The sequence below is a fragment of the Mesorhizobium sp. M0615 genome, from assembly GCF_040320805.1.
GTDB lineage: Bacteria > Pseudomonadota > Alphaproteobacteria > Rhizobiales > Rhizobiaceae > Mesorhizobium.
Genome location: NZ_JAMYQI010000010.1, coordinates 226,799 through 240,506, shown reverse-complemented (window position 1 = coordinate 240,506; position 13,708 = coordinate 226,799). Strand labels below are relative to the sequence as shown.

Below are 13,708 nucleotides of genomic sequence, written 5' to 3'. Positions count from 1 at the left end.
ACTGTTTATAACGGTCGGCGAGATCACCATCACCAAGGGGAGACGATGCGTTACATACGTCCGCTTTCAATCGAAGACGCCGTTGGCCTGCTGGCCGACGCTTCCGGCACATCAGCCATTCTCGCTGGAGGCAGTGACCTCCTCGTTCGGATGAAGGGCGGGTTTGTCGATCCCGACCTGATCGTCGACATCAAGGCGATCGAGGGCTTGAGCGAGATCAGGGAGACGGCCGACGGCTTCAGCATCGGCGCCACCGTCCCCTGCGCCGTCCTGGGCGAGAGCTCGGTTCTGAAGAAGGCCTGGCCCGGTGTCGTCGAAGCGTCGAAGCTGATCGGCTCGAAACAGGTCCAGGGCCGCTGCACCATCGTTGGCAATCTGTGCAACGCATCGCCGGCCGCCGACAGCGTCCCGGCCTTGGTGGCCGCCGCCGCAAAGGCCGTGGTTGCCGGTCCGTCGGGCAAGCGCACCATTCCGGTCGAGGCTGTGCCGATCGGGCCTGGCAAGACCTCGCTCACCAAGGGTGAGATCGTCGAGGCGATCCTGCTCGACAAGCGCGCGCCGCGTTCGGGCGACGCCTACCTCAGATTCATCCCGCGCACCGAGATGGACATCGCGGTGGTCAGCGCCGGCGTGAACCTGACGCTCGACGAGCATGGCGTCATAACAGCCGCCCGCGTCGCGCTGGGCGCCGCGGCGCCGACCGTGCTTCTGGTGGAAGAAGCAGCCGAGGCTCTCATCGGCAGGAAGCTGGACGAGGCGGCACTTGAGCGGCTCGCCAAGATCTGCGCTGGGGCCTGCCGCCCCATCGACGACAAGCGCGGCACAATCGAATTCAGACGAAAAGTTGCGGGCGTGCTGGCCGGACGGGCCGCGACGACCGCCTACGCACGTGCAGGAGGCAAATGATGGCCGGTGTAGCAGTTTCAACGACAATCAACGGCGATCACGTCGAATACCTTTGCCAGCCCGACGAGACGTTGCTCGACGTCCTGCGCGATCGGCTCGGCCTGACCGGCGCCAAGGAAGGCTGCGGCACCGGCGACTGCGGCGCCTGCTCGATCATCCTCGACAACCGGTTGGTCTGCTCGTGCCTGGTGCTTGGCGCTGAAGCCGAAGGCCGGCATATTGAGACCGTGGAGGGCATGGCGCATGGCGATCAGTTGCATCCGCTGCAGCAGAAATTCCTCGAGCATGCGGCCCTGCAATGCGGCATCTGCACGCCGGGCTTCCTCATCGCGGCCAAGGATCTTCTGGCCAAGAACCCCGATCCTACCGAGGAAGAAATCCGCTTCGGCCTCGCCGGCAACCTCTGCCGCTGCACCGGCTACGACAAGATCGTGCGCGCGGTCCAGGATGCGGCCAATGTGATGAAGGGAGCGCACGCATGAACTTCGATCCACGCTTTTCGGGCCGCAAATTCTCCTCCGTCGGCACGCGGCCCATCCGTCCCGACGGCGTCGACAAGGTGACGGGACGCGCCCGTTACGGCGCCGACTTCAACATGGCGGGACAGTTGGTCGGGCGCATCCTGCGCAGCCCGCATGCGCATGCCAGGATCCTCAAGATCGACACTTCGAAAGCGGAAAAGCTGGCCGGCGTGAAAGCGGTGATCACCGCCGCCGACCTGCCCGATCTCACCGATGGCGATGCCGCCATGTACGACGTCCTCGACAATTGCATGGCGCGCGGCAAGGCGCTCTATGACGGCCACGCCGTGGCCGCGGTCGCCGCCGTCGATGCCCGCACGGCAAGGCAGGCGCTGAAGCTGATCGAGGTCGAGTACGAGCTGTTGCCGCATGTCACCGATGTCGACGAGGCGATGAAGCACAACGCCCCTCTCATCAACGATACCATCTTCACCGAAGGCCTCGACGAAAAGCCGGTAAAGCCGTCCAACGTCACCAAGCGCAGCCAGTTTGGCCATGGCGATGTCCATCAGGGCTTTGGCCACGCCGATGTCATCGTCGAGCGCTCCTTCAAGACCGAGCAGACGCACCAGGGCTATATCGAGCCGCATGCCTGCGTGGCGAGCGTCTCGTCCGACGGCACCGCCGACCTCTGGGTCTGCACGCAGGGCCATTTCGTCTACCGCCAGCATTGTGCGCAATTGCTCGGGCTGGAAGCCTCGAAGCTGCGCGTCACCTCGTCTGAAATCGGCGGCGGCTTCGGCGGCAAGACCCATGTCTGGGCCGAGCCGGTGGCGCTCGCTTTGTCGCGCAAGGCAGGCCGGCCGGTGAAGCTGGTGATGACCCGCGACGAGGTGTTCCGCGCCTCGGGTCCGACCAGCGCGACCTCGATCGACGTCAAGATCGGCGCCCGCAAGGATGGCACCATCACTGCCGCCGAAGCGACGCTGCGCTACACCAGCGGCCCCTATGCCGGGACCTGGGCCGAGATCGGCGCCATGACGGCGTTCGCCTGCTACAAGCTGGATAACGTCCAGACGGTCGGCTTCGAAGTGCTGGTCAACCGACCGAAGACTGCGGCCTATCGCGCACCCTCGGCACCCATGGCTGCGTTCGCGGTGGAAAGCGCCGTCGACGAACTGGCCAAGGAGCTTGGCATGGATCCGGTCGAGTTCCGCATCAAGAACGCCGCGCAGGAAGGCACCCGCTCTTCCTACGGCCCGATCTACGGCCCGATCGGCATCGGCCCGACGCTGGAGGCGGCCAAGCACCATCCGCACATGAAGGCGCCGCTGGGCAAGAACCAGGGGCGCGGCATGGCCTGCGGCTTCTGGTTCAACTTCGGCGGCCAGACCTGCGTGGACCTGAACATCGGCATGGACGGCTCGGTGTCGCTGGCCGTCGGCACGGTGGATGTCGGCGGTTCGCGCGCGTCGCTGTCGCTGGTGGCGGCGGAGGAGCTCGGCATCGACTATGCCCAGCTCAAGGCGGTGGTCGCCGACACGTCCTCGCTTGGCTACAACGACATGACCGACGGCAGCCGCGGCACCTTCTCGTCCTCGATGGCGACCATCTCGGCCGCCCGCAACGCGATCAAGATCCTGCGTGAGCGCGCCGCCCAGACGTGGGACATCCCCGTCGACGACGTGGTCTGGGAAAACGGCCACGCCATCGCCAAGGGCGAGAAATACGGCAACCTTGCAGCCCTGTCGCTGAAGGAGATCGCCGCCGCTTCCGGCAAGACCGGCGGGCCGATCGCCGGCCACAGCGAGCTCGTCGCCGACGGCGCCGGCGTCTCCTTCGCCACCCATATATGCGACATCGAGGTCGACCCCGATACCGGCTCGACCAGGGTGATCCGCTACACGGTGATCCAGGATGCCGGCAAGGCGGTGCACCCCACCTATGTCGAGGGCCAGTACCAGGGCGGTGCGGCGCAAGGCATCGGCTGGGCGCTCAACGAGGAGTACATCTACGGAAAGGATGGGCGTCTCCAGAACGCCGGCTTCCTCGACTACCGCATCCCGGTCTGCTCGGACCTGCCGATGATCGACACGCAGATCCTCGAGATACCCAATCCCAACCACCCCTATGGCGTGCGCGGCGTCGGCGAAACCTCGATCGTGCCGCCGCTGGCGGCGATCGCCAATGCCGTCTCCAACGCAGCCGGCGTGCGCATGACCCACATCCCGATGTCGCCGCCAAGGGTCCTCGCCGCGATCGAGGCGGAACGGGGAGGCTAGGGCAAAAATGAGGTTCTTGCCCTAATGGTCGAAGTGACGCTCTGGGGCGCGCTGGGCCAGCTCGCCGGCGGCCAGAGCAAGGTCGAGGTCGAGGCCAAGGACATCAGGGAGCTGTTCAGGAAACTGGCTGAACAGTATCCCGGCATCGAGCCCTGGATCGAGAAGGGCATCGCGGTGGCGATCGACGGGACGATTTATCGCGATACGTGGTCGAAGGAACTGCCGCCGGGGGCGGAGATTTTTCTGCTGCCGCGGCTGGCTGGGGGGTGAAGTGGGGTGTCGCCCTACGTCCCAGAGCGGACCGGCATCCTCGGTCTGCGAACTTCAAGTGCAATGTCGGTCCTCGCCTAGATGCCAGTTTTGCTGACCGCGTCTTATCGGCGGCGGGTTGGCCAACAATCCAGAGAACCTGATCCGCTGGATTACTATCGGCAAGGGACATCAGTCCGCACACGGCTCTGAAGTGACTCGAGCGGGTCACCGTTTGACGGACAACACCGGCCCCTTTCTGGAGAGGCCGGCTATCGTTGATCCAGGATCATCAAGCTAGGTTTGGCGCTGAGACGTATCGGAAATTCGTTCGCGCACGGCATGCTCGGTCTTGTCTGCTGTGGACTTCACGATCTCGCCGAGCTGATCGGCTATCGTGTCTGCTTCCATATCTTGCCGGCCAGCTTCCTGCTTGATGGTCTCATAGGCTTCGGCGGCGACCTGCTTGGCCTCATCGAGGCCCCTATTGAGCAAAGTTTCGGCGGAATCGCGAAGCTTGTCGCCATAGGCGCCTAGTTGCTCGTCCTCCGTTGCGGTATGGGGCAGCATTGCACCTATAGCGGCGCCGATGGCGAGACCGACGGCCGCTACGGCCAAGGGTTGGTCCTCCAACAGATCTTGCGCGGAGCGGCTGGCTTTCGCCGCCATGTCCCCAGTCGTCGAGCTTGCATTGGCAGCGCTTCCCGTCAGACCCGCCGCAGCGGCTCTTGCGGTGCTCGATATGGTGTCGCCGACGCTGGTAGCGCTCGAGGAGAGCGATTCCGCGGCGTCGGAGAGCGTGCCGCCCAAGCCGCCGCGCTCCCCTGCTACATCATGTCGTCCCGGCGCTGAAGGCAATGGATAGCCAGCCGAACGGTGGGCGGTGTTTGAGGCACCGCTGCCGAACATCAGCCAGGCCAGACCTGCGCCCACCATGGTGACCGGCAAAGGATTGTCTCGGACCTGCGTTCTGAGATTGCTGAGCATGGCCGCGCTCTCCCCTCCCGAGAACAGCCCGGTGAACTCATCCAGCAATTGTCCCGGCGTCATCTTGCCTCGAATGGATTCGGCGGTCTCCATCACCCGGGCGCGCGCCGCCTCGGCCTCGCGTTCAAGTTCGGCTGCGGATTTCTCTTTCATCTCACCTGTTCCTTAATCGCGCTCGCGTCGCGCTTCAGCTGTCCCTGGGTCCGGTCGGGGGTAAGTTCCGAAGGCGCCATGCTGGCCGTCCCGGTCCGCAGCAGGATGACGCCGAGGACCGCCACGACCACACCGACCAGCAGGGAAGACCACCCCGCGCCAAGCCCTGCCCGCGTCAGTGCGATAATGAGCGCCTGCAGCAACACCAAGAGCGCGGCGAGCAGGCAAATCGCGCCGCCCAGCACTTCCGCGGCACCTGCTCCGGCTTTGGTAAGCTTTTCAGAGAGCTCGGCCCGAAACAGCCTCGCCTCGGTTTGCACCAGAGTGGTTACATTCTGGGCCAAATCGGTGACTAGCCCGGCAAGGCTGGGATTGTCCTGGTTGTTCATCTGTCCTGCTCCGCGATCTGCGTGGCGCCATCATCGCCGACCACGCCAAAATCTTGTGGACGATCAGCGGACCAACCCTGTGGCTGATCGGTGTGTGATCTGAGGCCTCCCGGAGCGGCCTCAGAATCGGGCGTTGCCGGCGGAGAAGCCTTGATGAACCGCCCGAGAGCCAATCCGGCCAACACCGATCCCGCAAGCAGGACACCGGGATTTTGCCGGCCGAAGGACTGCACGTCATCAAGGACTTGGCTAAAGGGCTTCTGTTTCAAGGACGATGAAAGCCGCTCAAGGCCACTGGCAGCATCCAAAGCGAATTTCGATGCGTTCCTTTCATCGTTGCTGGCAAGGTGATCGCTGGCCGCTCGCAGTGCACCACCCAACGCCGCCAAGCTCGATCCGATGTCGCGCTGCGTCTCCTCCGCCTTGTCGGAGATGACCTGCGTGGCTTCAGATGCATAGTCGCCAGCCTTACGGGTCACCTCGTCCCGCGCGTCGTGAAGCAACTCGCTGGCACGCTCATTTTCCTGGCGAAGTCTGTCGGAGACGTCGCTTTTCGCCTTGTCGAAATCGGTGGGCTGTCCGCCCTGATCGTTCTCATGCTGCATGAGGCCACCTAGTGAAAACCGAGGAAGGAGAGGACCGCGAGCACGACAACGATAAGGCCGATAAGATAGATGACACTGTTCATGTGCACGTCCTCCGTAGCTTTCCAACTTCGACGAACCTGCGATGTTCCGTAAGTGAGAGCATTTATCTCAGCCGAAACGAAGGGCTTCGTCAGGCACGCACCCAGTCACCAGTGAGTTGCCCTGTCCCTCGTGCGGAGCGCCAGTTGCTCCCGTACGAACCGGTGCGCCCGACTCCGCGGGAACCGAGTGCCGGCTGCGTCCTTATTGCAATCTTTTGCCTATTCGGCGGCCCCGCCTCGGCGTACCGGCGACCAGGGAGAACTCTCCCTTGCCATCCATCGACGGTCCATCGCTCCAACGGCCCCACGCTGGTTCGGCATCTTCGACGAAGCAATGATGAAGGCATAGGATACGGCTTGAGGCGTAAAGCGGCCGGTCATGCATGCCTGAACTGGGCTATTGGTGAACGCGTCTCCATGGGCCAAGTCTCTACTTTGCAGAACGCCCTCCCTAAGCCCCCAGGGTCGGTTCCGTATTCACCTCCAGCGCCTCTTCCGCTTCATCCTCTTCTCCCAGCACCTCGCCATGCACCCCCAGCGGCCGCCCGATCCAGATCGGATCGACCAGATGGTCGCGCTTGGGGTTGGTGGTGTTGGGGTGGATGAGGATGCTCAGGCCGCCATGGTTAAGCATCAGCCAGGGGACCAGCGTGGCGAAGATCTCGGTGGCGAAGGAGACCTGGTACATGGCCTGTTCGTGCGGGCCGACCGGCTCGTCGCGCCAGTTGCCCAGGCGCACGCGGAAGCGTTCGCCGATGCGCAGGCGCAGCCATTCGGCCTGCTGCCGTTCGGCTTGCCCGACATAGTAGATGTGGGCGTGATAGCTGGCGATCTCGGCGAGCGGCCTGGGCGGGCTGGCGGTGTTCACCTTGATGGCTCCCTCGGTGATTGTCGTGCCGGCAGCGTATACGCAAGGGTGCGGGGTGGCCAAGGGGGCACAGCGTGTGCTCGTCATCTCGATTTCGGGCCAATCGCATATGGAGCTCCCCCGCTCCGTCTCGGCTTCGCCCAGCCACCTCTACCCCCACATTCGTGGGGGAGAGGAAATGCTAATCGCCAAGATCGCTGCCTTGAAAAGCTTGGCATTTCCTCTCCCCCATGGACATGGGGAGAGGTGGCCGCGCAGCGGCCGGAGTGGGGGTTGGCACCGCCGTATGCCTATTGCCAGCACTTCATCGGGCGAGGACCCGCTGATCGCAGAGGTCTCCTGCCCCGATCAAACCCTGCCCATCAGCACCAGGATCAGCAGCACCACAAGCACAACGCCGACTATTCCGGACGGCCCATAACCCCAGGAGCGCGAATGCGGCCAGGCCGGTACGGCGCCGATCAGGATCAGGATCAGAACTATGATGAGAATGGTGCTGACGGTCATAAGAGTCCCTCGCTTTGCTCTTCAGATGCGAGGGGACAATGCAAAAGGCCGCCCGGTTGTTCCGGGCGGCCTTTTGTCCGACTGGTCGAATGCAGCTATTCCGCGGCTTTCGGGAAGGCGATTGCCGGCTCATCGAGCGGACCCGGCTTCGGCCCCGTGGACGCATCCCGTTTCTTGTCGCGGCCGAACAGCCGGCGGAAGAAGGCATAGAAGCGGCTGTTCTTGCTGCGCGTGAAGATCATCAGCATGGACGGCGTCACCACCAGCGTCAGCAGCGTGGCAAAGGACAGGCCGAAGACGATCGCCGAGGACAACGAAATCCACCATTGCGTCGACGGCGCGTTGATCGTCGTCTCGTGATGGAAGATTTCGAGGCCGAGACCAAAGGCGATCGGCAGAACGCCGAGGATGGCCGAGACCGCCGTCAGCACCACCGGGCGGGCGCGCTCGCGGCAGGTCTGCAGCACCGCTTCCATCTTGTCCCAGCCTTCTTCGCGCAGCCGGTCATAGGTGTCGATGAGCACGATGTTGTTGTTCACCACCACACCGGCCAGCGCGATGACGCCGATGCCCGACATGACGATGCCGAAGGCTTCGCCTGTCAGCAGCAGCCCCAGGAACACGCCGATCGTCGCCATGACCACGCAGGACAGCACCAGCAGCACGCTGGTGAACTTGTTGAACTGCATTAGCAGCACCAGGAAGATCAGGAAGATCGCGGCGCCAAAAGCCTTGCCGAGGAAGGCGCTGGCTTCGGCGCTGTCCTCGTTCGACCCCGCCAGCTTCCAGCGTATGCCGTTGTCGAGCTTCATGTCGGTGACCGCCTTGGTCACCTCCGCCTGCACCGCCGCAACCTGGTTACCGGCGGCGACGTTGGCCTGGACGACCACGGTGCGGGCGCCATCGATGCGGTTGAGGATGCCGACGGTCGGCTCCGGCTTGCGCACGACGAAGTTCGAGATCGGCACCGAGCCTTGCGCGGTCTGCACCCGGAGTTCGTCGAGCGTCGACAGCGTGCGCCGGTCTTCGGGCAGGCGCAGCCTGATGTCGACGGCATCGTCGGCGCCGGCCGGCCGGTATTCCGACAGCTTCAACCCATTGGTCACCAATTGCACCACCGTGCCGACGGCCGTCGGGCTGATGCCATACTGCGCCGCCTTGGCGCGGTCGACCTCGAGCGCCCAGTCGACGCCGGGCGGCGGCAGGCCGTCCGACACGTCGATGACGCCGGGCACCTTGGCGATGCGCGCCGCAACCGCGCGGGCCTGGTCGTCGAGCCCTTTGGGATCGATGGCCGAAAGCCGGAGCTGGACCGCCTTGCCCGTCGGAGGACCGGCCTCCGGCACGCGCACCTCGACATCGACGCCGGGAATGCCGGCCATGACGGTGCGCAGCTCATCCAGGATATTGTTCGCCGATTTGCGCTCGCGCCAGTCGATGAACTCATACTGGATGACGCCGACGACGTCCTCCGGCACGTCCTGTCCGCCGCCCTGCGTCTTGCCGACGCGGGTATAGACCGATTTGACGCCAGGCCAGCCAAGCAGCCGGTTTTCGGCGATCCTGGTCGCCGTGTCCATTTCGGCCAGGGAGAGATTGCCGCGGGCATGCACATAGAGCAGGCCGTAATCGGGCTCGACGCTGGGGAAGAACTCGACGCCGGCGCCATATTTCGAATAGGCGAAGCCGACGCCGGTGAGCAGCACGGCGGTGAGCACCAGCACGGTGATGGGGAAGCGCACCGCCTGCTTGACCAGCGCCATGTACCAGCCGTCGCGATTTTGTTCCTCGTGATGCTCCGGCGCCTTGGCGAAAAGCGCGCCCAGCGTCGGCGCGAACACCAGCGCATAAAGCATCGAGGCCGACAGCGTGACGATCAGCGTGATCGGCATGTATTTCATGAAGTCGCCGATGATGCCGGGCCAGAACAGCAGCGGCGAAAACGCCGCGATGCGGGTCATGGTCGCGGCGATGACCGGACCGGCCATGCGCTTGGCGGCCAGCGTGAAGGCTTCCGCCTTCGGCATGCCTTCGCCCATGCGCCGTTCGGCGAACTCGGTGACGATGATGGCGTCGTCGACCAGCATGCCGACCGCCAGGATAAGGCTGAACAGCACGATCATGTTGATGGTGTAGCCCATCATCGCCAAGAGCAGGATGCCGATCAGGAACGATGACGGAATGGCAAGCCCGATCAGCAGCGAGGCGCGGCCCGACAGCGCATAGAGGATGACGATGAACACCAGGATGACGGCGATCATCACGTGGTTCTGCAGATCGCCCAGAAGCTGGTTGACGAAGACCGACTTGTCCTGCGTGTAGGTGATGTTCATGCCTTCCGGCATGGTCTTGACATAGGCGTCGGACACTTCCCGCACCTTGGCCAGCGTGTCGATCAGATTGGCGCCGATGCGCTTCTTGACTTCGATGGCGATGGCCGGCTTACCGTTGAGGCGGGTGATGGTCTCGGCGTCGGCGAAGGTCGAACGCACCGTGGCGATGTCCTTCGCCTGCACGACGGCATTGGGGCCGGCGACCACCGGCAAGGACGCGACATCCTCGGGTGTCTCGATCAGCGACGGCACCTTGACCGCGTATTTGCCTTCCGAACCCTCGATGTTGCCGGCGGCGACCAGGCTGTTGGAAGCGCCGACCGCGCCGATCAACTGGTCGAGCTGCAGGCCGTAGGAGGACAGCTTCATCGGGTCGATGACGACTTCGACAAGATCGTCGCGCGCGCCTTGTATGGTGCCCTCAAGAACGCCCGGTACTTCCTCGATGCGGTCGCGCAGTTCGCGCGCCGCCGCCGTAAGCACACGCTCGGGCACATCGCCGGACAGCGTGACGACCAGGACGGGAAACTCGGAAATGTTGACCTCGGTAACAACCGGTTCTTCTGCCGCTTGGGGCAGGTCAGCCTTCGCGTCCTGAACCTTCGAGCGTGTATCTGTCACCGCGGTGTCGACTTTTATAGACGGCAGAAACTCAAGGAAGACAAAGGCGCCGCCCTGATAGGCGGATGATTTCATCTCCTTTAACCCCTTAAGGCTCTTAAGCTTTGCCTCCAGCGGCCTAAGCAGAAGTCTTTCAGCGTCTTCGGGCGCGATGCCTTGATAGGCGACATTTATATAAACATAAGGGGTAGGAACGTCGGGTTCCGCTTCCTTCGGCGTCGACTGATAGGCGACCCAGCCCGCCAGCAGCAGGAAGACCAGCACCGCAATGGTCAGCCGGGCATTGTTGATCGCGAGTTTGACGATATCCATGGCCTGTTCTCAAAATTTCAGGAGCCGCATTGCGGCCGGTTGCCCCCGTCCGGGGCCACCCGGCGCTACTGCGTTGTCGCTTCGCCCAACAGTTTCTGGATGGTCGCCTGGTCGGCCTCGACCGGCTTGACTACGTCGCCTTCCTTCACGAGTTCCTGGCCGGCGACGATGACGCGGGCATCGGCGGGAATGCCGCCAAGCACGAGGCCCTTCGGCGAGTCGTCAACGAGGTCGATCGGGAAGAATACCACCTTGTTGTCCTTGTCGACGGCGCGGATGCCGAGGTCTCCCTTGTCGCCCAGCGTCACCACGGAGCGCGGCAACATGACGGCGTCGGTCGGCTGCGCGCTGAGCGCAATCTCTGCCGTCATGCCGGCCGGCACCGAGCCGTCGGCATTGGGGACGGCGATCTCGACGCGGAAGGTTCGGGTGGCCGACGAGGCGTCGCGGCTGATGTAGCGCACGGTGCCTTCGACGGTCTGGCCGCTGACCAGCCGGACAGTGGCCTTGTCGCCAAGCTTGAGATAGCCGAGGTCGCGTTCGCTGACTTCGCCGCGCGCAATCACCGGATCGAGCTTGAGGATGGTTGCCACCTCGCCGCCCTGCATGATGGAACTGCCGAGCTCCACCGGCACCCGGTCGATGACGCCGTCGAAGGGCGCCTTGACCAGATTGCGCTCGAGTTCGGCCTGCGCCGTTTCCAGCTGCGACTGCGCAGCGGTCAGATTCGAACGCGCCGTGTCGAGCTGCAGCTTGGGCAGATTGCCGGTCTTCATGAGCCGCAGCGATGCGTCGAGTTCAGCCTGGCGCTGCACGACGAGCTGCTTGGCATTGTCGACCATCGAGATCTTTTCTTCCGCCGCAAGCATCAGCACCAGATCGCCGGTCTTGACGTGATCGCCCTGCTTGACCGGCAGCTTTTCGATGACGCCGGCGACGCGCGTCGCCAGCACGGCGCGCTTGTCGGCCTCGGTCAGCCCGGAAATGCGGATGGCGCGGGCATAGGTCTTGCGCGGCGGCGTCACCACAGCGACGGTGCGCAGCGGCGCCTTCGGTTCGGCCTCGGCCGCCTTGGCTGCATCCGGCGCCTTGGCCTGATCGCCCGGCTTGGCCTGATCGCCTGCCTTGCCAGCACCTTCGACAGCGGCGCTGCCGACGGACGAGAACGCGCCTGTTCCCATCCAGGCCGCGAAGCCGATGAGCACAACAATAGCGGCAAGCTTGTGAAACCTGATCTTCGGCATCATTGTTTTTCCACTGCGGGGTTCGGCCAAGTCGTTATCCAACAGGAGTCCGTCGTCTAACAGCTACCGTGTCTTCCAACTCGGGCGCGTCGCCGATATGGGTGCGCGCCAGGCCGTGTTCAATTTGCCGTGAACGGCGAAGCCGCGCTTCTACATCAAAGTTGCATCGCAATACAGTCGAAAAGTTGCAGGAACATTGTGCCAGGCGATGTAGTGTGGCCAACGAAAACGGTTTTATCGGCGCCCCGTCAGGCGGCGGAACCACAGTCTCGGAACCATACGGATGTTGGAGGCGCTTTGTTTTCAAGGCGTTTTGAGCACTGACACCCCCCTGTGCCTTGACGCTCAAATGTGGGCGCGACCTGCGTAGCCACTCAGTGAATGGCAGCAGGCGTCAGTATGATTTTGTATACCGTCACACGCAACGGTTGTTCCGGGACGGAAAGTCATCGGCGCTACTCCGATTTGCCGAACACTTCGCTGATCGTCTTGATCGATCCGGGCGGACTCAGGCCCGCCGGCGTTCCGCGTCCGGCTTCTTGCGGGCGGCGAGAAATTCCTTCACCCGCCGTCCCGGTGCCGGCCCGCGCACCGGTTTGAAGCCGTCATCGAGTTCGCCGGAAAGATCGAGCGTCGGCCGCTTGCCGACGGCGTCGTAATTCTCCTCCAGCCAGTCGCTCGCCGCTATGCGGCCAAGGTCGCGCAAATAGGTCAAAAAAGCCCATTCGGCGTTGACCTTGGATGACGCCGACAGATCCTTGAACGCTTCGTCGGCATCGATGCGGTGCATGCGGATGTCGCGGTATTCGCCAGGCGGCAGCCGGCCGGCGGCGATCAGTTCCTTGACGAAGGCGATCGAGCGGAATTCGTTCAGCAGCCCGGCATTGAAGGTGATCTCGTCGATGCGGTTCTGGATTTCGTTGGCGCTTTTCGGCGTGCCTTCGCGCACCACCGGATTGATCTGCACCAAAAGCACATCCTCCGTCGCCGCCGTCTTGAAGAACGGAAACAGCGCCGGATTGCCGCCATAGCCGCCATCCCAATAGGGCACGCCCTTGATCTCGACGGCGCGGAACAATTGCGGCAGGCAGGCCGAGGCCATCACCGTGTCGAGGTCGATCTCGCCGTCGGAAAAGACGCGCAGCTGGCCGGTCTCGACATTGGTCGCCGAAATGAACAGCTCCATCGACTTGCAGGCGTGAACATTTTTGAAATCGATCTCCTGCTCGACCACGTCGCGCAGCGGGTTCAAGCCCAGCGGATTGGCGACATAGGGCGAAAACACTCGGGACATGGTGTCGAAGAAGAAATAGCCGGGCGTGTTCTCGATCGACCAGTTGCCCCAGGCGACGTCCCACGGCATGCGCTGCACCGGGCTGAAGCGGCCCTTGGCCGCCACCGCGCGCCAGAAGTCGTCCAGCTTTTGCCGTGCACCCTCGACGCCGCCGCGCACAAAACCATCGGCCAGCGCCACCGCATTCATCGCGCCGGCGCTGGTGCCGGACACGGCTGAAATGTCGAGCCTGCCATCCTCCAGCAGCCGGTCGAGTACACCCCAGGAGAAAGCCCCGTGCGAGCCGCCGCCCTGCAGCGCGATGTTGATCTTCTTCGTTTCCTCCGCCTTGCCGTTTTTGGTCATGGCGTTCCTGTTCGGTTTGGTCGCTGCTGCCTCATTCCGCCCGGAAATCGGGCGGGTTCGACGGCAGCG

Annotated in this window: 12 protein-coding genes; 4 read left to right on the top strand and 8 right to left on the bottom strand. The window is 63.7% G+C overall.

Annotated features, from left to right (window positions below):
• The first annotated feature begins 45 nt into the window (after positions 1-45).
• Genes NKI46_RS19635 through NKI46_RS19620 form a run of 4 tightly spaced genes read left to right on the top strand, consistent with a single transcriptional unit; the run spans position 46 to position 3,919 of the window.
• The gene (locus NKI46_RS19635; RefSeq protein ID WP_023693632.1) at positions 46-906 is read left to right on the top strand and encodes an FAD binding domain-containing protein; all 861 of its coding nucleotides are present in this window, start codon (positions 46-48) and stop codon (positions 904-906) included.
• Positions 906-1,388: a (2Fe-2S)-binding protein gene (locus NKI46_RS19630; protein WP_023684040.1), complete on the top strand. Its 483-nt coding sequence runs from the start codon at positions 906-908 to the stop codon at positions 1,386-1,388. The genes NKI46_RS19635 and NKI46_RS19630 overlap by 1 nt, the downstream gene beginning before the upstream one ends.
• Entirely contained in the window at positions 1,385-3,649 is a 2,265-nt protein-coding gene (locus NKI46_RS19625; protein ID WP_352747476.1) for a xanthine dehydrogenase family protein molybdopterin-binding subunit, read from the top strand. The genes NKI46_RS19630 and NKI46_RS19625 overlap by 4 nt, the downstream gene beginning before the upstream one ends.
• 24 nt (positions 3,650-3,673) lie before the next feature.
• Complete coding sequence (locus NKI46_RS19620; protein ID WP_023684042.1) at positions 3,674-3,919, top strand: MoaD/ThiS family protein; 246 nt, start codon at positions 3,674-3,676, stop codon at positions 3,917-3,919.
• 276 nt (positions 3,920-4,195) lie between these two features.
• Here the strand turns inward: NKI46_RS19620 and NKI46_RS19615 are convergent, their stop codons facing one another.
• The 8 genes from NKI46_RS19615 to NKI46_RS19580 all read right to left on the bottom strand — a co-directional run bounded on the left by NKI46_RS19615 (position 4,196) and on the right by NKI46_RS19580 (position 13,639).
• Positions 4,196-4,978: a hypothetical protein gene (locus tag NKI46_RS19615; RefSeq protein WP_245261172.1), complete on the bottom strand. Its 783-nt coding sequence runs from the start codon at positions 4,976-4,978 to the stop codon at positions 4,196-4,198.
• A 56-nt stretch (positions 4,979-5,034) separates the two neighbouring features.
• Entirely contained in the window at positions 5,035-5,427 is a 393-nt protein-coding gene (locus tag NKI46_RS19610) for a phage holin family protein (protein WP_023693628.1), read from the bottom strand.
• Positions 5,424-6,032, bottom strand: coding sequence for a hypothetical protein (locus tag NKI46_RS19605; protein ID WP_352747473.1), 609 nt, complete (start codon positions 6,030-6,032; stop codon positions 5,424-5,426). Before NKI46_RS19605 ends, NKI46_RS19610 begins: the two co-directional genes overlap by 4 nt.
• A 534-nt stretch (positions 6,033-6,566) precedes the next feature.
• Positions 6,567-6,983: a DOPA 4,5-dioxygenase family protein gene (locus NKI46_RS19600; protein WP_245260353.1), complete on the bottom strand. Its 417-nt coding sequence runs from the start codon at positions 6,981-6,983 to the stop codon at positions 6,567-6,569.
• A gap of 348 nt (positions 6,984-7,331) precedes the next feature.
• Positions 7,332-7,490: a DUF3309 family protein gene (locus NKI46_RS19595; protein ID WP_023702789.1), complete on the bottom strand. Its 159-nt coding sequence runs from the start codon at positions 7,488-7,490 to the stop codon at positions 7,332-7,334.
• A gap of 95 nt (positions 7,491-7,585) precedes the next feature.
• On the bottom strand, positions 7,586-10,756 hold the full coding sequence (locus tag NKI46_RS19590) for an efflux RND transporter permease subunit (RefSeq protein ID WP_023737354.1): 3,171 nt from the start codon (positions 10,754-10,756) through the stop codon (positions 7,586-7,588).
• A 65-nt stretch (positions 10,757-10,821) separates the two neighbouring features.
• Complete coding sequence (locus tag NKI46_RS19585; RefSeq protein ID WP_023715055.1) at positions 10,822-12,000, bottom strand: efflux RND transporter periplasmic adaptor subunit; 1,179 nt, start codon at positions 11,998-12,000, stop codon at positions 10,822-10,824.
• 508 nt (positions 12,001-12,508) lie between these two features.
• Entirely contained in the window at positions 12,509-13,639 is a 1,131-nt protein-coding gene (locus NKI46_RS19580) for a patatin-like phospholipase family protein (RefSeq protein ID WP_023825035.1), read from the bottom strand.
• Positions 13,640-13,708 lie beyond the last annotated feature (69 nt).

Coding starts and splice junctions, on each gene's coding strand:
- NKI46_RS19620 (WP_023684042.1), top strand. CDS start 3,674: ATGGTCGAAGTGACGCTCTGGGGCGCGCTGGGCCAGCTCGCCGGCGGC.
- NKI46_RS19585 (WP_023715055.1), bottom strand. CDS start 12,000: ATGCCGAAGATCAGGTTTCACAAGCTTGCCGCTATTGTTGTGCTCATC.
- NKI46_RS19615 (WP_245261172.1), bottom strand. CDS start 4,978: ATGGAGACCGCCGAATCCATTCGAGGCAAGATGACGCCGGGACAATTG.
- NKI46_RS19610 (WP_023693628.1), bottom strand. CDS start 5,427: ATGAACAACCAGGACAATCCCAGCCTTGCCGGGCTAGTCACCGATTTG.
- NKI46_RS19590 (WP_023737354.1), bottom strand. CDS start 10,756: ATGGATATCGTCAAACTCGCGATCAACAATGCCCGGCTGACCATTGCG.
- NKI46_RS19605 (WP_352747473.1), bottom strand. CDS start 6,032: ATGCAGCATGAGAACGATCAGGGCGGACAGCCCACCGATTTCGACAAG.
- NKI46_RS19580 (WP_023825035.1), bottom strand. CDS start 13,639: ATGACCAAAAACGGCAAGGCGGAGGAAACGAAGAAGATCAACATCGCG.
- NKI46_RS19595 (WP_023702789.1), bottom strand. CDS start 7,490: ATGACCGTCAGCACCATTCTCATCATAGTTCTGATCCTGATCCTGATC.
- NKI46_RS19635 (WP_023693632.1), top strand. CDS start 46: ATGCGTTACATACGTCCGCTTTCAATCGAAGACGCCGTTGGCCTGCTG.
- NKI46_RS19625 (WP_352747476.1), top strand. CDS start 1,385: ATGAACTTCGATCCACGCTTTTCGGGCCGCAAATTCTCCTCCGTCGGC.
- NKI46_RS19630 (WP_023684040.1), top strand. CDS start 906: ATGGCCGGTGTAGCAGTTTCAACGACAATCAACGGCGATCACGTCGAA.